The sequence below is a fragment of the Lysobacter sp. CC-YZS074 genome, from assembly GCF_056739745.1.
The window spans coordinates 809,071-833,960 of the sequence record NZ_CP200301.1; the positions used below are offsets into that span (position 1 = coordinate 809,071).

Sequence of the window (24,890 nt, forward strand, 5' to 3'; positions counted from 1 at the left end):
AGCCACGTCCCCACCACCGAACGAACCGCGTAATGGGCGCGTCACCGTCCCCGTCCGAGAGCCCTTCGTCACTGTCCGAGCTGCTGGCGCAGCCGGTGGTCGACGCGATCGCCGCGCCGCTGCGGGACACGCTCCGGCGAGCCGCGGCCGAAGGGGATCCGGCCGACGAACGGGCCGATCCGCTGCCGGTCGTGCGGGCGACGCTCGCCGCGCTGCAGCGGCTGGATGCGGACAGCGACACCCTGGCGGCCGCGGTGATCTCCAGCTTCCCGCGGCTGCAGGAGCGGCTGGGGCCGGCATTCGACAGCGACCATCCCGCGGTCGCCGCGCTGCTCGACGGCCAGCGCGCCGCGGCCCGGGTGTGGGCGCTGCACGCCGAGCAGGACGGGCGCAGCGGCAGCGAGGGCCTGCGCCGGCTGCTGCTGGCGATCGTCCGCGACATGCGGGTGGTACCGATCCTGCTGGCCCGGCAACTGGCGTGGCTGCAGCACGCATCCGCCCTGCCCGAGGACCGGCGCCGCCGGCTGGCCGGGCTGACCCGCGACATCCATGCGCCGCTCGCCAACCGCCTGGGCATCTGGCAGCTCAAGTGGGAGCTGGAAGACCTCGCGTTCCGCTACCTGCAGCCCGACACCTACAAGCAGATCGCCCGCCTGCTCGACGAGAAGCGCGCCGACCGCGAGCAGTACATCGAACGGGTCAAGCAGCGCCTGCGTGAAGCCATGGCCGCGCAGGGCATCGAAGCCGACATCGCAGGGCGGCCAAAGCACATCTACAGCATCTGGAAGAAGATGCAGCGCAAGGACGCCCCGATCAGCGAGCTCTACGACCTGCGTGCGGTGCGGGTGCTGGTCGACAGCCTGGCCGACTGCTACGCCGCGCTCGGCGTGGTGCACGCGACGTGGACCCCGATCCCGAGCGAATTCGACGACTACATCGCCCGCCCCAAGCGCAACGACTACCGCTCGCTGCACACCGCGGTGGTGGGGCCGGAAGGCAAGACCCTGGAAGTGCAGATCCGCACGATGGAGATGCACCGCCAGGCCGAGCTCGGCGTCGCGGCGCACTGGCGCTACAAGGAGGGGGCGGGCAAGGAAAGCGGCGCCGGCAACGCGGCGTTCGATCGCAAGATCGCGTGGATGCGGCGGCTGCTGGAGCCCGCACCCGACGGCGTGGAACCGGACGAGGCGACCCTGGCGGGCGAGCTCGATACCGAACTGGTCGAAGACCGCGTCTACGTGCTGACGCCCAAGGGCGAGGTGATCGACCTGCCGGCCGGTGCGACCCCGCTCGACTTCGCCTACCGGGTGCACACCGAGGTCGGCCACCGCTGCCGCGGCGCCAAGGTCGACGGTCGGATCGTGCCGCTCGACCACAGGCTGCGCAGCGGCGACCGGGTCGAGATCATGACCGCGAAGACCGGCGAGCCGCGGCGCGACTGGCTGATCGAGTCCAACGGCTTCCTCGCCAGCAGCCGCTCGCGCGAGAAGGTGCGCAGCTGGTTCCACAAGCTGGACCGTGCGCGCAACGAAGCCGCCGGGCGCGACATGCTCGACCGGGAGCTGCGCCGTCTGGGCCTGCTCGGCGCGGACCTGGCGCCGGCACGCGAGCGTTTCCACCTCGACGGCGATGGCGACCTGCACGTGCTGGTCGCGCTCGGCGACGTCGGGCCGCACCAGGTCGGCCGGATCCTGCTGGAGCACGAGCGGGCGGCGGCAAACCCGGCACCGGAACCGCCGGCCGCCCCGGTGCCAGCGCCGCCGGCCCCGCGCAACCGCGCCACGGACTTCACCGTGCAGGGCGTCGGCAACCTGCTGGTGCAACTGGCGCGCTGTTGCCAGCCACTGCCCGGCGAGCCGATCGTCGGCTATCTCACCCGCGGCCGTGGCGTGACCGTGCACCGCGCCGGTTGCGCGTCGTTCCAGCGACTCGCCGCGGGCCAGCCGCAACGCGCACTGCCGGTCGAGTGGGGGCGCGCGAGCAAGGGCTACGAAGTGGACGTCGAACTGCTGGCGGTGGACCGCAAGTGGCTGCTGAAGGAAATCACCAACGTCATCGCACAGGCCAACGTCCATCTCGCCGGCATCCACGGGGACGCCGAGCGCAACGGTGCGCGCGTGCGCTTCCGCATGCGGCTGCGGGTGGCGGACTACGGCGAGCTCTCCACCCTGCTGGGCAAGCTGGCGGCGTTGCCGGGCGTGGAGCAGGTGCGGCGCGGGTGATGGCGAAGCCGCTCGCGTGGTTTTCGGGTGGCCATGCAGACCACCGGCTGGCGGGCGCTGCCGCTCGCTAGGGTTGCGTCGGTTCCTGCAGTAGCCGGTCGAGCCGCTGCGCCAGTGCGGACCAGGAGAACTCGGCGACCGTGCCGGCGTCCAGCACCAGGTCTTCAGTGAGGACACCGGCCTGTTGCCGCTCGCGCAGCCTGGCCAGCTGGCCGCTCACTGCCTGCGTCGTCGGCGCGCAGACCCAGCCGCGCCGGCGGGTGGTGATCAGCTCGGCAACGGCGTCGCCCGGGGCATCGCCCAGGTGCAGGATCGGCCGACCGGCGCCCAGGTACTCGTAGCACTTTCCCGGCACCTGCGACGGGTCGCGGTTGGCCAGGTTGACCAGCACGTCGGCCCGACGCTGCCATGCCAACGCCTCAAGGTGCGGGAGGAAGCCGAGCAGGCGGATGCGGTCGGGGTGCGCGCGCGCCGCGGCCAGCACCTCGTCGGGCACCTGGATCGTGGCGATGTTGAGCCGCGTACCCGGCGTCGCCAGTACCGCCTGCAACAGGGCCCCGGCCGTGCGGAAGCTGTAGAAGCTGCCGGTATAGAGCAACTCCAGCACGTCCCCGCGTGGGCGCGGATCGTTCGCCCCCGGCGCCCGCGGATCGGCATCAAAGCCTTGGGTAAGCACGTGGATCGGGGCCCGGCCGGGGTGGCGTTCGCGAAGCAGCCGTTCCGCCGCGGGTGTGGTCACCAGGATGTGGTCGGCACATTCGCACACGCGCGCTTCCAGCAGGTGTGCGCGGTCGCGCCAGCGCGGAAGCGTGTAGTGCGCCAGCACCGGGTCCGCCAGGTCCGCGATCCAGCGGATGCCGGCGCGCTTGGCCTCCAGTCCCAGTTCGAGGGTGGTGGCCGGTTCGTGCGAACTGATCACCACGTCGGGCGTGAGCGTCCCGAGCAGCTCCAGCAACCGTGCCCGGCCGGGTCGGTGCCACTCGCCGCGAAGGTCGGGGAACCAGATGTGCTCGCCCACCCGCTGCAGCAATGCGGAAACGCGATGCTTCCAGCCGCCACGGGACGGTACCGGCACCGGTGATGTCGCGCCCGCAGCTGCGGCGTCCGCCTGTTCGCGTCGCCGCGCACGGTACCGGCGCCGCCGCGCGACCAGTCCGCGGACCGGGCCGGGATGGGTGCGGTGGATCCGCACGCCGGTAGGGAGTTCCGGCAGCCCCGGCTGCGAGCCGCCCAGGTCGATGGTGAGTACGTGCACGTCATGCCCCAGCCGGTGGAGTTCCCGACTGAGATAGGCCCAGCGCAACGATTGGGGCGAAGGGCTCGGGGGGAATTCGTAGGCGATCAGCAGGATGCGCATTGCGTCGGCAGGTCCGGGGCGCGGCTCAGGGGCGCGATGGGGCGCCCAGCGTGGCGGTGGCCACCGCGAGGGCGGCTTGTGGAGAGAAGTGCGTTCGCACGTTGTTGCGCCCGCGGTCGGCAAGGTCCTGCCAGAGCGCGGCGTCGCCGTACAGGCGCACGACCACCGCCGCGAACGCTGCCGCGTCGTCGGCCGCCAGCACGTCGTAACCGTGCCGCAGATGCATGCCCTCGATGGCGCAACCGGTGGCGACGACGGGCTGGCCGTGGGCCATGCTCAGGTTGATCTTGCCTTTTACGCCCGCGCCGAACCGCAGCGGCGCGAGTGCGATCCGGCAGCGGTCCAGGTAAGGTGCGATATCCACGACGTGCCCATGGGCATGGATGCCGGAGCCCGGCGAAAAACCGGGCAGCGGATCCGGGCCGGGGGCGCCGACGAGGTGGAGTTCGACCCCCGGAAGCCGCTCGCGGATGCGCGGGAAGATCTCCGCGGCCAGCCATTCCACCGCGTCGCGATTGGGGGGGTGGCGGAGCCCGCCGACGAAAAGGAGATCGCGTCGGACCGCGTAGTCCGCACCCGCGGTGTCCTCGTCGATGATGTTGGACAGCACCCGCACGTCCGCGCCGGCGCAGGCGCCGGCCAGCAGTTCACGTTCCACCGGGCTGACCACCCAGGTGGTGTCGGCCCGGCGCACCAGGCCCAGCTCGCGGCGGCGGGTCGCGTCGGCGAGGCGGCGCAGGGACCGGCTGCCGGCGTGGTCGGCCTCGCGATGCTCCCGCAGGTGGTGCAGATCGACCGTGTCGAACACGATCCGGGTGCCGGGGGCGACCGAACGCAGCAACGGCAGCCAGTGGCCGGCCGTGTGATGTCGGCAGAGGATCGCGGCCTCCAGGTCGAAGTGGTGGCGCCGCACCCAGGCCGCGGCGTCGCGGGCGCCCGAAAGCACCGGAACGTCCACGCCCATCGCGCGCAGTGCGTTGGCTGCCGGACCCCGCGTGCGGAAGTCGTCGGGGATGAACACCAGCCGGTAGCCCGCCGACCGCAGCACCCGCATCAGGTTGCTCAGCCGCAGCGAACCTGAGTCCCGGACAGGGTCGGGGACGGCCACGTCGACCAGCAGCACACACGGCCCGTCGTGGGGGGCGGCGGCGGGAACACACGCCTCCACAACCGCCGTGCTGCTTCGGCGGGATCCGGCCCAGGCCAGCGCGCGCCGGCATGTCGCCTGCCACCCGCGGGTGCGCCCGCCGACCAGGCCCCGGCGCAGCAGGGACAGAAGGCGCCGGAGCGGGAACAGCGCGGGAGAAAGCAAGGCCACGGACACCGTCTGAACGAAAGCGGTACATGGTAGCGAGCATCGACCGGCGTGGGGACGTGGGCCGCATGGGCGGTACGCTAGACTCGAAAATTCCCGCTCATCCAGGTGACTGTCGCGCTCGTGGCCCGAACCGATTACGACGAAGACTCCGACTCCGGCCACGGCGACGCCCCGCACTGGCGCCGACGCCTGATCACCTGGTTGCTGGCGGCGATCGGCCTCGGCCTGGGATTCCTGATTCCCTATTCGCTGTACCTGAACCACGAAGTCGGCGAGCGCTTCGACCAGCTGCGCTGGCAACTGCCGACCCGGGTCTATGGCCGGCCGCTGGAGCTGGCGCCCGGGGTGGCCCTGAACGCCGATACGCTCGCGACCGAACTGGCCGCGGCCGGCTACCACCCGGGCGACGGGGTGCGGCCGGGCAGTTTCGTCCGCGACGGCGGCCGCTGGGTGATCTCCAGCCGCGGCTTCAATGATGTCGATGGCCCGGTGGCGCCGCGGCGCGTGGAGGTGGTGCTGTCGGGAGGCAAGGTCGGCCGGCTGCGCGACGCCGGCAGCAACAAGGCGATCAAGGTGGCGCGCCTGGACCCGGCGCGGATTGCGACGCTGTATGGCCAGAAGCAGGAGGAGCGCCGGCTCGTCCAGCTCGAGGAGGTTCCCGAACTGCTGGTGACCGGTTTGCAGGCGGTGGAGGACCGCGATTTCGCCCACCACCACGGGCTCGACCTGAGCGGCATCATGCGCGCCGCCTGGGTCAACCTGAAGGCCGGCGAAGCCCGCCAGGGCGCCAGCACACTGACCCAGCAGCTCGCCCGCAGCGGCCTGCTCGGGATCGGCGCCGAGCAGACCTTCACCCGCAAGTTCAACGAGGCGATCTACGCGCTGCTGATCGAAGCGCGTTACGACAAGCAGACGATCCTCGAGGCCTACTTCAACCAGGTCTATCTCGGCCAGCGCGGCGCGCAGGCGATCCACGGCGTGGCGGCCGCGTCGGAGTTCTGGTTCGGCCGCGACCTGGCCGACATCAGCACCGAACAGGTCGCGCTGCTGATCGGCATCGTGCGCGGACCGTCGTACTACGACCCGCGTCGGCACCCTGAACGCGCCACCGAACGGCGCAACTTCGTCCTCGGGGAAATGCACGAAACCGGGCTGATCGACGACGCCGAGTACCAGCGCGCGCTCGAGGCGCCGCTGGGCGTGACCGAAGAGCCCGGCCACTCGGCCAACCGGTTCCCCGCGTACGTCGACCTGGTCCGGCGCCAGCTGGCCAGCGACTACCCGGCCGACGCCCTCGCCGGCGCGGGCCTGAGCGTGATGTCGGGCATGTCGCCGTCGGCCCAGGCCTATGCCGAGGGCGCGGTGACCAGCACGCTTGAAAGCCTTGACAGCAAGAACCGTCCCGACCTGCAGGCCGGCCTGGTGCTGACCGACGTGCACAACGGCGACGTCCTCGCCGTGGTCGGCAGCGGCACGCCGTCGCGGCCGGGCTTCAACCGGGCGATCGAGGCGCAGCGGCCGGTCGGTTCGCTGCTCAAGCCGTTCGTCTACCTGCTCGCGCTCGCGCAGCCGGAGCAATGGTCACTGGCCAGCTGGGTCGACGACTCGCCGGTGACGGTGGCGCTCGGCAACGGCAAGCGCTGGAACCCGGGCAACTCGGACGGACGCAGCCACGGCACCGTGCGCCTGATCGACGCGCTGGCGCGCTCGTACAACCAGGCCACGGTGCGGGTCGGCATGCAGGTCGATCCGCGCCGGATCGCCGACCTCGTCCGCACCCTGGCCGGCATCGAGGCCGAACCCAATCCCGCGCTGATCCTCGGTTCGGTCGACCAGAGCCCGTACGCGATGGCGCAGCTGTACCAGTTCCTCGCATCCGGCGGCGAGATCCAGCCGCTGCACGCGGTGCGCGGCGTGCTCGACGCCAACGGCCGCGCGCTCAACCGCTACGACACCGAGCCGGCGCCGGCGCAGGAGGGCGACGCGATCGCCGCGCGGCTGATCACGATCGCGCTGCAGCACACCGTTTCCAGCGGCACGGCGCGGCAACTGGTCTCCGACGGCCTTGGCCGGCTCAACGCCGCCGGCAAGACCGGCACCAGTAACGACAGCCGCGACAGCTGGTTCGCCGGGTACACCGGGGACCACCTGGCGGTCGCGTGGGTCGGCAACGACCAGAACAAGCCGACCGGGCTGTATGGCTCCACCGGCGGCATGCGCGTGTGGTCGGGCATTTTCAAGCGCCTGCCGAGCACGCCGCTGGCGGTCAGCGACAAGGGGCTGGACTGGGAGTGGGTGGTCGGCTCGCATACCACCGACGCGGGCTGCGCCGGGGCGCGACGGTTCGCGTTCGTGGCCGGGTTCGCTCCGGCGTTCCAGCCGTGCCAGCCGCCCGAGCCACCGCCGGAGGAACGTGGCGGCTGGCGCGAATGGTTCGGTTTCGGGCGCGATGACAGTGACGACGGGCAAGCCGTCGAGTCCGCGCCCGCGCCAACCCCCGCGTCCCGGCCGCAATCGCCACCGCAGCCGCAGCCGCAGCCGGTGGACGCGCCGTGAGCCGCGTCGATCCGCGCCTGCTGCCTGCCGCGGCGGTACTGGCCGTGTGGCTGGCGGGCTGCGCGACCCGGCCGCCGGAGCTGGCGGCGCCGGCATTCGACGCCGCGGCCGCGGTCGCCGCGATCCGCAACGCCGGTACGGCCGGCGACGCTGAACTGGTAGTCAAGCCGCTGGCCGACCCGCAGGTCGACGACCTGCGTGCGCGGGCGGCGCAACGGCACGCGCAGGGGGACGGCGCCGGTGCCGCCGCGGCGCTGGACGAGGCCTTGGCCATCACCCCGGGCGACCCGCTCCTGTTGCAGGAACGCGCGGAGGCGGCGCTGCTGCTGCATGACGTCGAAGCGGCCGAACAGCTGGCCAGGCGCGCGATTTCGATCGGCACCGAGGTCGGCCCGCTCTGCCGCCGCCACTGGGAAACGCTCGCGCAGGTCGCTTCGGTGCGGGCGATGACCAACGTGGGCGCTCTGGCGTCGGTCACCGAGGCACGCGAGCGGCGCGAAGCCTGCACCGTCGCCGCTCCGCCGCGTTACTGAAATGAGCGGAGGAGGCAGCCGTCTCGGCACCGCCAGCCGCGCGGCGCTGAACGAAGGTGGCGATCTGGCGCGCAATATCGCCGCGTTCGCTCCGCGCGCGGCGCAGCAGGACCTCGCCGGTGCCATCGCCGACGCGTTCGACACCCGCGGCGTGCTGCTGGCCGAAGCGGGGACCGGCACCGGCAAGACTTTCGCCTACCTCGTCCCGGCGATCCTGTCAGGGCTCAAGACGATCGTCTCCACCGGCACCCGCGCGCTGCAGGACCAGCTCTATCACCGCGACCTGCCGCGCGTGCGCGACGCGCTCGGCATCGGCATCAAGACCGCCCTGCTGAAGGGGCGCGCCAATTACCTGTGCCACTACCGGCTGGAGCAGGCCAAGGGCGAACCGCGCTTCCACAGCCGCGACATGGCCGCGCAGTTCCAGCGCATCGTGGCTTGGGCCGGCCGTACCCGCATGGGCGACCTGGCCGAGCTGGAGGCGCTGCCGGACGACTCGCCGCTGCTGCCGATGGTCACCTCCACCACCGACAACTGCCTCGGCAGCGAGTGCCCGTTCTTTGCCGACTGCTTCGTGGTGCAGGCGCGCCAGCGTGCGCAGGCGGCCGACCTCGTGGTGGTCAACCACCATCTGCTGCTGGCCGACCTCGCGCTCAAGCAGGAAGGCTTCGGCGAGATCCTGCCGGGCGCGCAGGCGTTCGTGGTCGACGAGGCGCACCAGTTACCGGAACTCGCCGCGCAGTTCTTCGGCGAAGCATTGAGCGCCCGGCCGCTGGTCGAGCTCGCGCGCGACGCACTGGCCGAGTGCAAGCAGGCGCCGGGCGCGCTGGCGGTGCTGCAGGAGCCGGCGCGGGCGCTGGAGCAGGCGGTCCGCAACCTGCGGGCGGCGATGGACGAACTGCCGGTGCGGGGCACCCGCCGCCGTGCCGGCGAGGACGGCGGTGTCGAGGCGGCGCTCGATGTGTTGCTGGACGCGCTGCGCACGCTGCACGCGTCGCTGCTGCCGCTGCGCGAGGCCGCGCCGGGGTTCGACAGCTGCACCGCGCGGTCCAAGGAGTTCGAGAACCGTTTGCTGCGCTGGCGTGATGAAGGCGCGGACGATGCCGAGGTGAGCGGGGACGATACCGGCGTGGACGGAGACGATGCGGCCACGGCGGCGCCGGATGATGCCGAAGGCGGCGGCGCGCCGGGCGACGACCGCGGGCCCCTCGCGCGCGAGGACGACGCCAGCGTGCTCTGGTACGAGCTCACCGCGCGCGGCTTCCGCCTCAGCCGTACCCCGCTGGACGTCGCCGGGCCGCTCGCGCGGCACCGCGCCCGCTCGCAGGCCGCCTGGGTGTTCACCTCGGCGACCCTCGCCATCGGCGGCCGATTCGAACATTTCGCGATCAAGCTGGGCCTGCGCGAGCCGACCACGTTGCTCGCCCCCAGTCCGTTCGACTGGCCGCGGCAGGCGCTTTGCTATCTGCCGCGTGGCCTGCCGGAGCCCTCGGCGCGGCACTACACCCAGGCGATTGTCGATGCGTTGCTGCCGGTGCTGGCCGCGTCCGGTGGCCGCGCATTCGTGCTGTTCGCCTCGCACCGCGCCCTGCGCGAGGCCGCCGCCCTGCTGCGCGATCCCGCGAACCCGGCGCCGTGGCCGCTGTTCGTCCAGGGCGAGGCGCCGCGGCCGGTCCTGCTCGAACGCTTCCGTGCATCCGGCAACGGCGTGCTGCTCGGCGCGGCGAGTTTCCGCGAGGGCGTCGATGTCGCCGGCGATGCGCTCAGCGTGGTGGTGATCGACAAGCTGCCGTTCGCCGCGCCGGACGATCCAGTGTTCGAGGCGCGGCTGGAGGCGGTCCGGCGCAGCGGCGGCAACCCGTTCCGCGACGAGCAGTTGCCGCAGGCGGTGATCGCGCTCAAGCAGGGTGCCGGGCGCCTGATCCGCAGCGAAACCGACCGCGGCGTGCTGGTGCTGTGCGACCCGCGCCTGCTTGGCAAAAGCTACGGGCGCGTGTTCATGGATTCGCTGCCGCCGCTGCCGAGGACGCGCCGGGTCGAGGACGTGGAGGCGTTCTTTGCGCCAGAATCGGCACCTTCGCCGCTGATGGAACTCCACGATGATTGAAGAACGCTCCATCGGCGCTTCCACCGTCCACGTGTCCGTCCGTGCGTCGTGTGGGAGGCCGACGGCATGAAATTGCTGGCGTTCGAACTGGCGACCGAAGCGTGCTCGGTGGCGCTGTGGCATGACGGCGAGGTGCGCCAGCGCTTCGAGGTCGCGCCGCGTCGGCACGCGGAGCTGGCCCTGCCGTGGGCGGAGGCGCTGTTGGCCGAAGCGGGGCTGACCCGGTCGCAGCTGGATGCCGTCGCGGTGGGGCGTGGGCCGGGTGCATTCACCGGGGTGCGACTGGCCATCGCGATCGGCCAGGGCATCGCGCTCGCGCTGGACCGGCCGATGGTGCCGGTCTCGACGCTGGCCGCTCTGGCATTGCAGGCCGGCGAGGGTCGCGTGCTCGCATCGGTCGACGCGCGGATGAGCGAGGTCTATGCCGGTGCGTTCGAGTGCGCCGGCGGCGACGTGCGGGCGCTGGGGCCGGAAACAGTGGGTGCGCCGACGGAGGTGCGGCTTCCGGAGGGAAGCAGCGGTTGGCGCGGTGTCGGCACGGGTTTCGATGCCGGTCACGGCGCCTTGCAGGACCATCTCGCGCGCCGGCTGGCGTCGGTCGATGCCAAGGCGTTGCCGCACGCCGCCGATGTCGCCCGGCTCGCCGCCAGCGCCGCCGCGCGCGGGGAACTCGTCGCCCCGGAGAAGATCGAGCCGGCCTATCTGCGCAACAACGTGGCGCTCACCATCACCGAACAGCAGGCGCTGCGGAATTCGCGTACCTCTACCTGAGCGCCGGTAGGGCTCAGGGTTCAGCGATCGACCAGTTCGCCGCCCGGCAGGAACGCCCAGGTCCGTGTCACGTGCAGGACATCCGGGTCGTCTTCGGTCTTCGGTAGCGGCGGGTACGGTTCGGCCAGCTTGGCGATGCGCAGGGCGGACGCGTCCAGCAGTGGAATGCCGCTGGACACCACGATCGCGGAATCCTCGACGCTGCCATCGCGGCGGATCGCCACGCTGATCACCACCTGGCCGGCCAGCCTCCGCCGGCGGGCTTCGTCGGGATAGTTGAGGTTGCCGACGCGCTCGACGCGATCGACCCATTCGCGCAGGTAGCCGGCCCATGCGTATTCGGTGGTGCTGGCCGACACGAACTTGCGCTTGGGGCGCTTGGCGTAGCGTTCCGAGCGCAGGTGGATTTCGGCGGCCAGGCGCGCCATCGCCATGTCGTGGCTGATCTTTTCGTCGCCCCGCGGCAGCGGGCGCTCGCTCGGCTGCGGGGTCGCCATCGCGCTCGGGGCGGCGTCCTCGCCACGGGTGCTGCTGACCACCCGGTTCCGCGGCTCCGGTTGCGGGGCGGGCGACTGCGCACGCAGCTCGCGCGGAGCGACGCCGGCGGTGGTGGCCTGCGGCAGCGGGCCGGACACCGGCTCGCTGGGACGGCTGCTGCTGTCGTGCTCGCCGCCGCCCTGGTTGCTGGCCTGGGCAAGAAAGTCCGCCTGTTCGGGCGTCAATGCACTGGTGGTGCGGGTCAGGATCACGTCCAGGGTCGGCACCACCGGCGCCGCGTTCTCGAGCGTGAATCCAACCCCGAGCAGGGCGATGCCATGGACCAGCAGCGACAGCACCGTGGTGGCGGTCAGGCGCTGGCTTTCGCTGATCACCGGCCCCGCCGGCGGAACGGCCGCGCTCATGCGGCGGCGCGCGCTTCGATCACTTCGAACAGGCGGGCGCAGATGTTAAGCCCGAACTGCGCGTCCAGCTCGCGGATGCAGGTGGGGCTGGTGACATTGACTTCGGTGAGGTAGTCGCCGATCACGTCCAGCCCGACGAAAAGCATGCCGCGGCGCTTCATCTCGGGCCCGACCTGGGCGGCGATCCAGCGGTCGCGTTCGGTGAGCGGGCGGCCTTCGCCGCGGCCGCCGACGGCGAGGTTGCCGCGGAAGTCATCACCCTGCGGAATCCGCGCCAGGCAGTAGTCGACCGGCTCGCCGTCGACCAGCAGGATCCGCTTGTCGCCGCCGCTGATCTCGGGCAGGTACCGCTGCGCCATCGCCAGGCTGTGGCCGCCTTGGGTCAGGGTTTCGAGGATCACGTTGGCGTTGGCATCGCCGTGGGCCAGCCGGAAGATCGAGCGCCCGCCCATGCCGTCGAGCGGCTTGAGCACGGCTTCGCGGTGTTCGGCGACGAAAGCCTTGAGGTCCGTCGCCGAGCGGGTGACCAGGGTGGGCGGGCAGCACTGCGGGAACAGCAGCGCGGCCAGCTTTTCGTTGTAGTCGCGCAGCCCTTGCGGGTCGTTGACCACGAGCGCGCCGGCGCGCTGGGCCAGGCTCAGCACCTGGGTGTCGTGGATGAACTCGCTGTCGACCGGCGGATCCTTGCGCATCAGCAGCACGTGGCCGGGTCCGAGCTCGAGCCGCGACGCCCCGCCCAGGTCGAACCAGTGCCCCGGGTCCTCGGCGACCGCCAGCGACGAGACCGTCGCCACCGCCCGGCCGCCATCCACGGCCAGGCCGCCCGGCAGCACGTACCACAGCCGGTGGCCGCGGCGCTGGGCCTCCAGCAGCATCGCAAACGTGGAGTCCTTGGCGATCCTGATCGACCCGATCGGGTCCATCACGACGACGATGTCGAGCGGCATGGCGTCAGCGGCAGGGGAGGACGCCGCGATGGTAGCAGGCGTCCGCGGCCGGCCCGCGCGACCGGCATCGCATTCACGTTCGTCAGTGGATCGCGCCGTGCTTGACAGCGCCCGCGCGGCTTGGAATAAAGACAGCCTCGCGACGCGCCGGGGGTTCCGCGTCGGCGCTTCGCAACAGGGGACACTGGAACATGCAGGACGAGGGTCGCAACGGCAGCCTCGATGGTTTGCGGGTCATGGTGATCGATGACTCCAAGACCATCCGCCGTACCGCTGAAACGTTGCTCAAACGCGAAGGCTGCGCCGTGGTGACCGCCACCGACGGCTTCGAGGCGCTGGCCAAGATCGCCGACCAGCAGCCGCAGATCATCTTCGTGGACATCATGATGCCGCGGCTGGACGGCTACCAGACCTGCGCGCTGATCAAGAACAACCAGTTGTTCCGGAGCACGCCAGTGATCATGCTGTCGTCCAAGGACGGCCTGTTCGACAAGGCGCGTGGTCGCATCGTCGGCTCCGAGCAATACCTGACCAAGCCATTCACGCGCGAGGAACTCCTCGACGCGATTCGCACGCACGTCAACGCCTGACCGGGGGGTAGGGCACCAATGGCACGTATTCTTCTGATCGAGGACTCGCCGACCGATACGGCGGTCCTGACCCAGCTGCTGGAACGCAACGGCCACGACGTCATGGCCTCCGGCAGCGCCGAGGACGGCATCGACGTGTGCCGCCGGGAGCGCCCGGACCTAGTCCTGATGGACGTGATCCTGCCCGGCATGAACGGCTTCCAGGCCACGCGTGCCCTGTCCCGGGACGACGAGACCAAGGCTATCCCGGTGCTGATCGTCAGCACCAAGGGCATGGAAACCGACAAGGCCTGGGGCCTGCGTCAGGGCGCCAAGGACTACATCGTCAAGCCACCGCGCGAAGACGAGCTGATCGCCCGCATCAACGCGCTGCTGGGGTCGTGAGCGGGTCCGACGCGATGGAGCTGGCTCCGTTCGATGTGCTGGTCGATTACGAGCGCCGCAGTCTGGCGCACGTCGTCGGCCTGCCCGAGCAGCTCGATGCACCGGGCCTGTGGCGCGGCGTGGGCTACCGCCTTGGCGCCCGCCGGCTCGCCTCGGGCTTCGGCGAGGTGCTCGAAATCCTCCCGCTGCCCCAGGTGACCGTGGTCCCGGGAGCGCAGCCGTGGATGCTGGGGCTGGCCAACGTACGCGGCAACCTGCTGCCGATCGTCGACCTCAAGCAGTTCCTCGAGGGCGAGCGCACCGTGCTGCACGAAAGCCAGCGCATCCTGCTGGTGCGCCAGCCGGGTGGCGACGTGGCCGTGCTGGTCGACGAGCTCTATGGCCAGCGCAGCTTCACCGAGCAGCAGATGCTCGACGGCGGAGACGACGCCGTGGCCGAACTGGCCAGCGGCCGCTACGCCCATTTCATCGACCGGGTCTATCGCCTGGACGGTGCCCGGTGGGGCGTGTTCAGCCTGGAACGGCTGGCCCGCACTCCCGAGTTCAGACAAGCCGCATCCGACGTGGTGCGGCCCGAATCCCGCGTCACCGAGTCCTTCACCGGTCAACCCGGCGTCAGCAACGCACTTGAGGTCGAACATGAGCACTGATATGAATTCCGTCGCCGGGAAGGCCCGCAACGTCGGAGTCAACACCTGGTTGATCCTGCTGGGCCTGTCGGTGCTGGTGTTCGGCCTGAACACCGGTTACGCCACCTGGAAGGCCGCGCGCCTCGGCGGCGCCAGCGCCTCGGCGTCGGCGCTGCAGGTGCAGTCGCAGCAGCTGGCCGTGCAGGGCCAGGAAGCGGTCGGCGGTGACGCCGGCGCGTTCGACGCATTCCGGGCCACCCAAGCCCAGGTCGACGAGAACGTCGGCGACCTGAACGCCAACTTCGGCGCCACCACCGGCGTCGCCGGCCCGATCGACGCGGTCACCCAGACCTGGGCGCCGCTCGACAAGAGTGCCGACCAGCTGCTCGCCAGCCAGAAGGCCGTCCTGGGGTTGGCCGAGAACGCCGACAGCTTCACCAGCCAGGTGCCGCAGTTGCAGGCCCGGCTCGACGAACTGGTCCGCGCGATGTCGACCAGCGGCTCGCCTTCGTCGCAGGTGTACTACGCCCTGCGCCAGGTGGTGCTGTCGGGCACGATGGGCCGCCGTGTCACCGAAATCCGTGCCGGCGGCCCGGGCGCCGCGGCGGCCGGCGAGGGCCTGGTGCGCGACGTGGCGATCTTCGACAACGTCATGACCGGCTTGCGCGAAGGCGACGAAGCGACCGGCATCAACGCGCTCGGCAACTCCGGCGCGCTGGCAGCCCTCGGCCAGGCCGAGGCGCTGTGGAAGGAAATGAAGACCGACGTCGACGCGATCCTGTCGAGCTCGCAGAACCTGTTCCGCGCACAGGCCGCGGCCGACGCGATCACCGCCGGTTCCGACAAGCTGCTGGCCGACAGCCGCTCGCTGTTCGATGCGCTCACCGCCTTCGGTTCGCTCAAGGACACCAGCATCCTCGGCAACCTGTGGATCTCGATCATCTCCGGCGCGCTCGCGCTGCTGGCGATCGTCGGCCTGCTGGTCTCGCTGAACCGCCAGCAGCAGGCGCGTTACCAGACCACCAAGGAACTCAACGACCGCAACCAGGAGGCGATCATGCGCCTGCTGGACGAGATGGGCTCGCTCGCGGAAGGCGACCTGACCGTGAAGGCGACCGTGACCGAGGACATGACCGGCGCGATCGCGGACTCGATCAACTTCGCCGTCGAGCAGCTGCGCAGCCTCGTGCAGACGATTACCGACACTTCGGTGCAGGTGGCGTCCAGTGCGCAGGAGACGCAGGCCACCGCCATGCACCTGGCCGAAGCCGCCGAGCACCAGGCCCAGGAAATTACGTCCGCGTCTAGCCGAATCAGCGAAATCGCGGCCAGCATCGACCAGGTGTCGAAGAACTCCGCCGAGTCCGCGGACGTGGCGCAGCGCTCCGTGCAGATCGCAACCAAGGGCGCCGGCGTGGTGCGCCAGACTATCCAGGGCATGGACAACATCCGTGACCAGATCCAGGAAACCTCGAAGCGCATCAAGCGGCTGGGTGAGAGCTCGCAGGAGATCGGCTCGATCGTTGAACTGATCAACGACATTTCCGAGCAGACCAACATCCTGGCGCTGAATGCGGCGATCCAGGCCGCCTCGGCAGGTGAGGCCGGCCGCGGCTTCGCGGTCGTGGCCGACGAAGTGCAGCGCCTCGCGGAACGCTCCTCGAATGCGACCAAGCGCATCGAGTCGCTGGTGCAGACCATTCAGGCCGATACCAACGAAGCGGTCAGCTCGATGGAACAGACAACCTCGGAAGTGGTCGCCGGTGCGCGACTCGCCGAAGACGCGGGTACCGCGCTGGGCGAGATCGAAAAGGTGTCCTCCGACCTCTCGGGTCTGATTCAGGGCATCTCGTCGGCCGCACAGCAGCAGTCCGGCGCGGCGGCCAACATCACCCAGACGATGCACACCATCCAGCAGATCACCTCGCAGACCACCCAGGGCGCCAACCAGACCGCACAGTCGATTGGAAACCTGGCGCAGCTCGCCGCCGACCTCCGCCGTTCGGTCGCCGACTTCAAGCTGCCGGCCTGAGGCACGGATTGGATCGACCGATGAACAGCCTGACCCCCGGCCAAGGCCGCCCGTGGCGCGGCCCCGCTGACCGGCGGGGTGGATGATGACCGTAATGCGCGACGCAATCGACACCACCACGCTCGGCTGGATCAAGCCCGAACTGGACGAGACCCTCAGCCAGGCGCGCCAGGAGATCGAGGCCTACGTCGAGTCGGCCGACGACGCCGACCGCATGCGCGCGTGCGCGCGGCACCTGCACCAGGTGCACGGCACCCTGCGCATGGTCGAGCTGTACGCCCCGGCGATGGTCGCCGAGGAAATGGAGCGGCTGGCGCTGGCGCTTGTCCACGGCGAAATCGCCGACCGCGACGACGCCTGCGCGATGCTCATGCGTGGCGTGGTGCAGCTGCCGGATTACCTCGAGCGCCTGCAGGGCGGGCACCGCGACATTCCGATCGTGCTGCTGCCGCTGCTCAACGAGCTGCGCGCCACGCGCGGCGAAGCCGGCCTCAACGAAAGCGTGCTGTTCGCCCCGGACCTCGACCGTCCGCTGCCGAGCCACCTGCCCGCGCCGGTGACGGTCGCGACCACGATCCGAAGCGGCGCGCGTCCGGCCAGCCCCGGTCTGGTCGCACTCCGCCATGCACTGGCACAGTGGCCCGAGGACGGTGCGCCGGCCGACGCCGCGCAGCTGGCCGCTGCGGTCGACGGGCTGCTTGCCGAAGCTTCTGTCGAGCCGTTGCGACGCATGCTCTGGGTCGCTTCTTCGGTGGCCAACGCGCTGCGCGACGGCGCGCTGCCGCCCACCCGCAGCCTGCGCCAGGCGTTCGGCGGGGTGGAGCGGGAGGCCCGCCAGATCCTCGAAGACAACGGCTTCAGCGCGCCTTCCACCGAGCCCAACGCCGAGCCCACCCGGCAGCTGCTCTACCACGTCGCCCACCACCCGGGCAGCCACCCGGCACTCGACGACCTCCGGCGTACCTTCGACCTCGATGCCCAGCTGCCGAGCGAGTCGGAGATCGAACACGCCCGCGGCAGCCTGAGCGGCCGCAACCGCGCTCTGCTGGACACGGTGTCGGCGGCGATCAAGGAAGACCTGCTGCGGGTCAAGGACGCGCTCGACCTGCACCTGCGCACCGGCAACACCGACGTGGCCGACCTGCGGCCTCAGGTCGAGGCGCTGGGCCGGGTCAGCGACACCCTCGGCATGATGGGCCTGGGCATTGCGCGTGGCGTGGTGCTGCAGCAGCGCGACGCGATGCACGAGATCGTCGCTGGCCAGCGCGCCGCCGACGAGTCGGTGCTGCTGGATGTCGCCGGGGCGCTGCTGTATGTGGATGCCTCGCTCGACGAACAGGTGTCGCGCCTGGGACTGAGCGACGATCGCGCCGACGAGGACCTGCTGGCGAGCGAGTCGCGGAAGGTGCTCGAAGTGGTCGTGCGCGAGGCGATCGCCAACTTCGGCGACGCCCGGCAGTCCTTCGTCGCCTTCGTGGAAACGAGCTGGGACCACGCCGAACTGGTCGAGGTCCCGCGCCTGCTGGACGAAGTCGGAGGCGCGCTGCGCATTCTCGACCTCAACCTGCCGGCCGATTACCTGCTCGGGGTCAAGCGCTATACCGAGATCGAACTGATCGGCCGCAAGCGCGTGCCCAACGGCCAGCAACTCGACACCATGGCCGATGCGCTGGCCAGCGTGGAGTACTACCTGGAGGCCTTGCGCGAGCAGCGCCCCAACCGCGACCGCATCCTGGAGATCGCCCGCCACAGCCTCGAGTCGCTGGGTTACTGGCCGCTGCCGAGCGAGACCATGCCGGCACGCGAACAGACGCCGTCGCCGCTCTCGGTCGAGGACGAGAACCTCGCCGCGGCCGCGCTGGACATGGCGTCCAGCAGCGCGCCCGTCCCGGCGCCCGAACCCCTCGCTGCCGAAACCGCACCCGTCAGCGAAGCCGTCGGCATCGATGCCACGGCCGAAGCGCCGACCGCTACGGTCGCCGCCGGCCCGAGTGGCTTCGAGCACAGCGACGACATCGACGACGACATCCGGGAAGTCTTCCTGGAGGAGCTCGAGGAAGAGATCGGCAACCTCGGGCAGATGCTCGCCGGCTGGCGGCAGACGCCCGACAACCCGGAGCAGCTGCGTTCGATCCGACGGGTCTTCCACACGCTCAAGGGCAGCGGTCGGCTGGTCGGCGCCAGGACGCTGGGCGAGTTCAGCTGGAAGATCGAGAACATGCTCAACCGTGTCCTCGATGGCAGCCGGCTCGCCAGCCCCGCCGTCGTCGGGGTGGTCGATCACGCGTACGCCGCGCTGCCGCAGCTGCATGCGGCGCTGCAGGGGAAAGGTGTCGTACAGGCGGACCTGGCGGGCATCGAGGCGGTAGCCGACCGCGTCGCCGCCGGCGAAGAAGTCGCCTACACCGCGCCGCAGCCGGCGGTCCCCGCCACTGTGGCCGATGCCGACGGCGACAGGGTCGCCGCGGAAGAAGCGCCGGTCACACCGGATACTGTCGTGGATGCCGCCCCGGCGGCACCGGAAGCGCCCGAGGTCGATACCGCCGAGATCGCCTCCGCTGGCATCGACGATGACGGCGGAATTCCCGCATCGGTGGATCCAGTGCTGCTCGAGATTCTCGGCACCGAGGTCAACGGCCATCTGGCAACGATCGAGCAGTGGCTGGCGGCCAGCCAGCAGGCGCCGCAGCCGGCGGACGACCGCCTGCAGCGCGCCATCCACACCCTCAATGGCGCATTCGCCATGACCGAGGTGCCGGTGATCACCGAGATCACCGGTCCGGCGGAAACCTACGTCAAGCGGTTGCTCGCGGCCGGCCAGCATCCGACCGCCGACGGCGTGGCAGGTATCGCCGCGGTATCCAGTGCGGTGGCCCGCACGCTTGCGGCGCTGCAGTCGAGCTCGCCGCGCGTTCCCGAGTTCCAGGGGCTGTCCGCCCGCATGCAGGCGCTCCGTGACACCCTTCCGGCCGCGCGTACGCCCTCGCCGACGGACGATATCGAGGTTCCGCTGCCGACCCGCCGCACCAGCGGCCTCTCGGTGGTCGACCTGACCCCGTTCGCGGGTCTGGACGAAGAAGCCGCCTCCGCGGTTCCCGGCCACGCCGGTGGGGACATCGCGGATGGCGAAGCCGACCGTGAATCTCTTGAAGCCGAGCGTCTCGAGGCTGAGCGCCTAGAGGCTGAGCGTGTTGAAGCCGAGCGTCTCAAGGCTGAGCGTGTCGAAGCCGAGCGTCTCGAAGCCGAGCGTCTAGAAGCTGAGCGTGTCGCGGCCGAGCGTGCTGAAGCCGAGCGTCTCGAGGCTGAGCGTGTCGAAGCCGAACGTCTCGAAGCCGAGCGTGCCGAAGCCGAGCGTGTCGAAGCCGAGCGCGTCGAAGCCGAGCGTGCCGAAGCCGAGCGTGCCGAAGCCGAACGTGTCGAAGCCGAGCGTGTCGAAGCCGAACGCGTCGAAGCCGAGCGTCTCGACACCGAACGGCTCGAGGCCGAGCGTCTCGAAGCCGAACGTGTAGAAGTCGAACGTATCGAGGCGCAGATCCTCGAAGCCGAGCGTCTCGAGGCCGAACGGCTCGAAGCGGAGCAGCGCGAGGCCGAGCGCCTGGCAGAAGAAGAAGAGCGTGAGTACGCGCTGCTCGAGGCCGAGTACGCCGAAGCGGATCGTCTGGCCCGCGAGCGCGCCGGCGTGGCCGCGGCGGCAGAAGGTGACTCGCCTGGCGCGGCATCGGCTGATTCCGAGACTTCGATCGCCGGTGGCACCGACGAAACGGTCGTCCAGGGGTGGGCGGTCGAGAACGACGCCGAAGCCGAAGCCGAAGCCGAAGCCTGCCTCGAAGCTTCGGCCGAAGTCGACTCCGAAACCGAAACCGACCCTGGAACCGAAGCAGGAGCGGCGATCGACTCCGCTGTCGCGGCCCTGCTCGCCGCCAGCCTGGCCGACGTCCAGGACCCCGACGAGGCGTTGGACCTCGCCGACCTCGACCCGGAACTGGTCGACATCTTCGTCGAAGAAGGCGGCGACCTGCTCGACCACTCCGACGGGCTGTTGGCGCAACTGCGCGATGCGCCGGAGGAACGTGAAACCCTGGTCGGCCTGCAGCGCGACCTGCATACCCTGAAGGGTGGCGCGCGCATGGCCGGCATCATGGCGGTCGGCGAGCTGGGCCACGTCATGGAGTCGCTGCTGGAAGCGGTGGTCGACCAGCGCTGTGAACTCGGCCACGACGGCATTCCGTTGCTGGAACGCGGCTTCGACCGCCTGCACGCGATGGTGACCCGGGTCGGTGACCGCCGTGCGATCGCGATGCCCGAGCGGATGATCGCGGAGTTCGACGCCCGCTCCCGCGGCAAGAGCCTGCTGCGCGACACCGGCGACGCGATCGGGCGGCCGGCGGCTCCGGCACCCGCGCCCGCGGCAGCCCCCGAGCAGCCAGCCAAGCCGGTCGCGCCGCTGGTATCGGCACCGCTGGCCACGCCCACGGCCGGAGGCCTCGCGCCGCTGTCGGCGCCGCTCGAGGAGACGCAACCCGGCGACGAGGACGACATCGGCGTACGCGCCCCGCAGGAGCAGGTGCGTATCCGCGCCGACCTCCTCGACCGCCTGGTCAATTACGCCGGCGAGGTGGCGATCTACCGCGCCCGCCTTGAGCAGCAGCTCGGCGCGTTCCGCGGCGCCATCGCCGAAATGGCGGCGACCAACACCCGCATGCGCGACCAGCTGCGCCGGCTGGAGATGGAAACCGAGGCGCAGATCGTCGCGCGCTACCAGCGCGAGGGTGAGGACGGCGAGCAGCAGTTCGACCCGCTCGAACTCGACCGCTTCTCCAACCTGCAGCAGCTGTCGCGCGCGCTGACCGAATCGGCGGCCGACCAGAACAGCTTGCAGCTGACCCTCGACGACCTGACCCGCCAGTACGAAACCCTGCTGCTGCAGCAGTCGCGCGTCAGCTCGGAACTGCAGGAAGGCCTCATGCGCACGCGCATGGTGCCGTTCGACGCGCTGCTGCCGCGCCTGCGCCGCGTCATCCGGCAGGCCTCGGGAGAACTGGGCAAGCAGGTCGCGCTCAAGCTCGACGGCTCGCAGGGCGAACTCGACCGCAACGTGCTCGAGCGCATGACCGCGCCGCTGGAACACATGCTGCGCAACTCGGTCGCCCACGGCATCGAGACGCCGGACGAGCGCAAGCGCGCCGGCAAGGGCGAGGAAGGCAGCGTCCGCATCGCGATCCGCCGCGAAGGTTCGGAAGTCGTGCTGGAAGTGGCCGACGACGGCCGCGGCCTCAACCGCGAGGCGATCCGCCGCCGCGGCGAGGAGCGGGGGCTGGTGCGTCCGGACGCGGCGCTGGGCGATTCCGACCTCGATGCGCTGATCCTGGAGCCGGGCTTCTCCACCGCCGACGAGGTCAGCCGCCTGGCCGGCCGCGGTGTCGGCATGGACGTGGTCGCCAGCGAAGTGCGCCAGCTCGGCGGCTCGCTCGACATCCGTTCCACCCCGGGCCAGGGCGTGCGCTTCACCCTGCGCCTGCCGCAGACGCTGGCGGTCACCCAGGCGGTGTTCGTCCGTATCGGCGAGACCACCTTCGCGGTACCGATCGCCTCGGTCCGCGGCGTGGGCCGCATCGCCCGCGACGACCTGCTGGACGCCCACGGCGAACCGCGTGAAACCACCTACCGCTACGGTGGCGAGGACTACGCGGTCCACGACCTCGGCCAGCTGGTCGGCCACGGCGCGGCCAAGGCCGAGGGCCACCTGCAGATGCCGGTGCTGCTGATCCGCTCCGGCGACCTGCACGCGGCGGTCACCGTCGACCAGGTGCTTGGCAACCGCGAAATCGTGGTCAAGCCGGTCGGCCCGCAGGTCGCCTCGGTGCCGGGCATCTTCGGCGCGACGATCATGGGTGATGGCCGCGTGGTCGTGATCCTGGACGTTGCCCCGCTGGTGCGCCGCCAGGTCGCGCTGCCGCGCGAAATGCGCGCTGCGCCGGCGCCGGCGGTCGAGCAGCGCCAGGTGCCGCTGGTGATGGTGGTCGACGACTCGGTCACCATGCGCAAGGTCACCGGTCGCGTGCTGGAACGCCACAACCTGGAAGTCGCCACCGCAAAGGACGGCGTCGACGCGCTCGAGCGGATGGCCGAGGTCGTGCCCGACCTGATGCTGCTCGACATCGAGATGCCGCGGATGGACGGCTACGAGCTGGCGACCCAGATGAAGGCCGACCCGCGCCTGCAGAACGTGCCGATCGTGATGATCACCTCGCGTACGGGTGACAAGCACCGCCAGCGCGCGATGGACATCGGCGTGAACCGCTACCTCGGCAAGCCGTACCAGGAGCCGGAGTTGATGCGCAACGTATACGAACTGCTCGGGATCGAGCGTCGCCATGGCGGCTGAGCCGCTGCGCGTCGCCCTGCTGGCGCGTCCCGGCGTCGCGCGCGAACGCCTGCGTGGCGTGCTGGATGAATCCGGCGCGCAGCGGGTGCTCGAGGCCGATCCCACCGAGCTGGCGTTGCCGGTGCTGGTCGAAGCCGCGCCGCAGGCGGTACTCATCGCGCTCGACCCGGTCACCGAGGACGTGCTCGACCGCTTCGACGAGGTGCTGTTCGATCCCGCGATCGACGTGATCTACGAGGAAGCCGAGCTGGCCGCCTCGCGCGAGGGGTGGGACGTGGCCCGCTGGCAGCGCCATCTGGTGGCCAAGTTGCAGCGTCACGGCGATGTGTTGCCCCCGGGCCGGGAGCCGGACGAGGCGGAGATCGCTCCGGCCAGCGGGTCTGAAGATTCGCCGCCGCTGGGCTTCACCGACGATGGCATTGCCGACGCCGAAACCGCGCCCGGCTTCGACGCGGCGAGGCTCGATGTCGATCTCGATGTCGTGCAGGCGCAGGTGGAGAGCGTCGCCTTTATCCCCGCCGATGCAGGCGAAGGTATCGGCCCAGGCGCGGCTGCCGAGCCGACGATCACCCTCGAAGCCTCGTTCGATCCGGCCATCGCAGAGCACAGCTTTTTCGACCCCGTGCTGGCGGAACTGGACGGCGACGCAGCGGCCGGTAGCGAAACGCTCTCCGTCGACTTTGATCTGGACACCATCGAGGCCGGCCTTGCCGGCGGCAATGCCGATCATCCGCCTGGCGATGGCGGCGGGGTCGATGCTTTCGACGATCCGGTCGCCACGTCAACGCTGGACGTGCCGGAGACGCGTTTCGCCTTCGATCCGCTGCTGGCCGAGGAGGCAGGCACGCCGCTTCCGGAATTCGATGTCGACGTGAGCGCGGTGCCAGCGCCGTGGGAAGACACCGCCCTTCCTGCCGAGCCATTCGCGACCGACGAATCGACTCCCGACTTCGCAGCGGAGGACCAACCGACCTCGACGGGCGGTTTCGGACCGCTGAGCCTGGACGACGGCACTGCCCCGGCCCCCGAGTCCCGCGACGTCCACAGCCGCTTCCAGCACGACCTGCGCGACCTCGAACAGAGGATCGCCGGACTGGCCCTGGTGGATGACAGCCCGGTGCGTGGTCCGGAGCAGCCATCCGGCGCGGTGGTGGTGCTGGCCGGCATCGGCGGGCCTGATGCGGTCCGGCAGCTGCTCGGCGCACTGCCGCCGGATTTCGCCCGGCCGGTGCTCATCCAGCAGCGTCTGGACGGCGCGCGCTACGACAAACTGGTCGCGCAGATGCAGCGCGCCACCCCGCTGCCGGTGGAACTGGCGGAACCCGGGGCGGCCGCGCAACCGGGCTTCGTCTACATTCTTCCGGCCGACATCGGCATTACCGCCGAGCTGCGCTTCGACCACAGTGGCGACCTGCTGTCGTGCCTGCCATCGGCCGACAGCGCGGTCCTGTTGCTCAGCGGCAGCGACGCGGCGCACCTGGACGCGGTGATGAACCACAGCTGGGCCGGTGCCCTGGTCGCCGGCCAAGCGGCGGATGGCTGCTACGACGCCGCCGCATCCGCCGCACTCGCCGCGCGGGGTGGAGACACCGCGCCGCCGGCAGAGCTCGCGCGCCGGTTGGCCGAGCGCTGGGCCTGACCCGGCACGCACCGAGGAATTCGAACATGTCCAACCCCGCTCCCTTCGACAACGAAGCCGACATCCGCGGCGTGCTGATCCAGCTGTCCGGCGCGCGCCTGCTGCTGCCCAACGCCACCACCGCCGAGGTGCTGTCGTTCGCACCGCCGGAGCCGTTGGCAGGCGTCCCTTCCTGGTTGCTCGGACGGATCCGCTGGCGCGGCTGGCAGCTGCCACTGGTCAGCTTCGCCGAACTGGCGGGGCTGGGCCGGGAACAGGCCGGCCTCGGCAGCAAGGTCATCGTGCTCAAGGCGCTCGGCGGCAATCCCAAGGCGCCGTACTTCGCCATCCTGACCCAGGGCTTCCCGCGACTGGTGACGGTCTCCCGCGAAGCACTGGTGCTGGAGGAGGGCGGCGAGCTGCCGACAGGGGTGCAGGCGCGTGTCAGCCTGAACCACGACCGCGCCTTCGTGCCCGACCTGGTCGCGGTGGAAGCCCTGGTCGCCGGGGCGCTGGCCCAGGCGGCCGAGGCGGCCTGA

Annotated in this window: 15 protein-coding genes and 3 pseudogenes; 13 read left to right on the plus strand and 5 right to left on the minus strand. The window is 70.7% G+C overall.

The features are described 5' to 3' along the window. Nucleotides 1-32 precede the first annotated feature (32 nt). Nucleotides 33-2,222: a RelA/SpoT family protein gene (locus U8331_RS03460; RefSeq protein WP_481132241.1), complete on the plus strand. Its 2,190-nt coding sequence runs from the start codon at nucleotides 33-35 to the stop codon at nucleotides 2,220-2,222. A gap of 67 nt (nucleotides 2,223-2,289) precedes the next feature. On the opposite strand, the gene U8331_RS03465 is transcribed toward U8331_RS03460, so the two are convergent. Both U8331_RS03465 and U8331_RS03470 read right to left on the minus strand, forming a co-directional pair. After that, complete coding sequence (locus U8331_RS03465; protein ID WP_481132242.1) at nucleotides 2,290-3,579, minus strand: glycosyltransferase; 1,290 nt, start codon at nucleotides 3,577-3,579, stop codon at nucleotides 2,290-2,292. 25 nt (nucleotides 3,580-3,604) lie between these two features. Further along, nucleotides 3,605-4,702: a glycosyltransferase gene (locus U8331_RS03470; RefSeq protein ID WP_481132243.1), complete on the minus strand. Its 1,098-nt coding sequence runs from the start codon at nucleotides 4,700-4,702 to the stop codon at nucleotides 3,605-3,607. Nucleotides 4,703-5,017: 315 nt separating this feature from the next. Here U8331_RS03470 and mrcB point away from each other — a divergent pair, with 315 nt between their 5' ends. The 4 genes from mrcB (at nucleotide 5,018) to tsaB (ending at nucleotide 10,864) form a co-directional block, all read left to right on the plus strand. Next, complete coding sequence (gene mrcB, locus U8331_RS03475) at nucleotides 5,018-7,453, plus strand: penicillin-binding protein 1B (RefSeq protein ID WP_481132244.1); 2,436 nt, start codon at nucleotides 5,018-5,020, stop codon at nucleotides 7,451-7,453. Then, nucleotides 7,450-7,986 carry a hypothetical protein gene (locus U8331_RS03480; protein WP_481132245.1) on the plus strand — a complete coding sequence of 179 codons (537 nt, stop codon included), beginning with the start codon at nucleotides 7,450-7,452 and terminating at the stop codon, nucleotides 7,984-7,986. Before mrcB ends, U8331_RS03480 begins: the two co-directional genes overlap by 4 nt. Before the next feature lies 1 nt (nucleotide 7,987). Beyond that, on the plus strand, nucleotides 7,988-10,093 hold the full coding sequence (gene yoaA, locus U8331_RS03485) for a DNA repair helicase YoaA (protein ID WP_481132246.1): 2,106 nt from the start codon (nucleotides 7,988-7,990) through the stop codon (nucleotides 10,091-10,093). 66 nt (nucleotides 10,094-10,159) lie between these two features. Continuing rightward, nucleotides 10,160-10,864: a tRNA (adenosine(37)-N6)-threonylcarbamoyltransferase complex dimerization subunit type 1 TsaB gene (tsaB, locus tag U8331_RS03490; protein WP_481132247.1), complete on the plus strand. Its 705-nt coding sequence runs from the start codon at nucleotides 10,160-10,162 to the stop codon at nucleotides 10,862-10,864. 20 nt (nucleotides 10,865-10,884) lie between these two features. Here the strand turns inward: tsaB and U8331_RS03495 are convergent, their stop codons facing one another. Next, on the minus strand, nucleotides 10,885-11,766 hold the full coding sequence (locus tag U8331_RS03495) for an energy transducer TonB (protein ID WP_481132248.1): 882 nt from the start codon (nucleotides 11,764-11,766) through the stop codon (nucleotides 10,885-10,887). Then, nucleotides 11,763-12,713 carry a glutathione synthase gene (gene gshB, locus U8331_RS03500; protein WP_481132249.1) on the minus strand — a complete coding sequence of 317 codons (951 nt, stop codon included), beginning with the start codon at nucleotides 12,711-12,713 and terminating at the stop codon, nucleotides 11,763-11,765. The genes U8331_RS03495 and gshB overlap by 4 nt, the downstream gene beginning before the upstream one ends. Nucleotides 12,714-12,904: 191 nt before the next feature. Here gshB and pilG point away from each other — a divergent pair, with 191 nt between their 5' ends. The 5 genes and pseudogenes from pilG to U8331_RS03525 all read left to right on the plus strand — a co-directional run. After that, on the plus strand, nucleotides 12,905-13,303 hold the full coding sequence (pilG, locus tag U8331_RS03505) for a twitching motility response regulator PilG (RefSeq protein ID WP_481132250.1): 399 nt from the start codon (nucleotides 12,905-12,907) through the stop codon (nucleotides 13,301-13,303). Between the two features lie 18 nt (nucleotides 13,304-13,321). Then, complete coding sequence (locus U8331_RS03510) at nucleotides 13,322-13,687, plus strand: response regulator (protein WP_481132251.1); 366 nt, start codon at nucleotides 13,322-13,324, stop codon at nucleotides 13,685-13,687. Between the two features lie 14 nt (nucleotides 13,688-13,701). Continuing rightward, nucleotides 13,702-14,247, plus strand: a pseudogene (locus U8331_RS03515) (chemotaxis protein CheW); the annotation flags it as partial. 79 nt (nucleotides 14,248-14,326) lie between these two features. Beyond that, complete coding sequence (locus U8331_RS03520) at nucleotides 14,327-16,348, plus strand: methyl-accepting chemotaxis protein (RefSeq protein WP_481132252.1); 2,022 nt, start codon at nucleotides 14,327-14,329, stop codon at nucleotides 16,346-16,348. 94 nt (nucleotides 16,349-16,442) lie between these two features. Further along, nucleotides 16,443-19,169 (plus strand): annotated as a pseudogene (locus tag U8331_RS03525) (Hpt domain-containing protein); the annotation flags it as partial. Nucleotides 19,170-19,554: 385 nt separating this feature from the next. On the opposite strand, the gene U8331_RS03530 reads toward U8331_RS03525, so the two are convergent. Continuing rightward, entirely contained in the window at nucleotides 19,555-20,067 is a 513-nt protein-coding gene (locus tag U8331_RS03530; protein WP_481132880.1) for a pentapeptide repeat-containing protein, read from the minus strand. A gap of 320 nt (nucleotides 20,068-20,387) precedes the next feature. Here U8331_RS03530 and U8331_RS03535 point away from each other — a divergent pair. The 3 genes and pseudogenes from U8331_RS03535 to U8331_RS03545 form a co-directional block, all read left to right on the plus strand. Further along, a pseudogene (locus U8331_RS03535) lies at nucleotides 20,388-22,733 on the plus strand (response regulator); the annotation flags it as partial. After that, nucleotides 22,723-24,372: a chemotaxis protein CheB gene (locus tag U8331_RS03540; protein ID WP_481132253.1), complete on the plus strand. Its 1,650-nt coding sequence runs from the start codon at nucleotides 22,723-22,725 to the stop codon at nucleotides 24,370-24,372. The pseudogene U8331_RS03535 and the gene U8331_RS03540, both read left to right, overlap by 11 nt. Before the next feature lie 26 nt (nucleotides 24,373-24,398). Further along, nucleotides 24,399-24,890: a chemotaxis protein CheW gene (locus U8331_RS03545; RefSeq protein WP_481132254.1), complete on the plus strand. Its 492-nt coding sequence runs from the start codon at nucleotides 24,399-24,401 to the stop codon at nucleotides 24,888-24,890.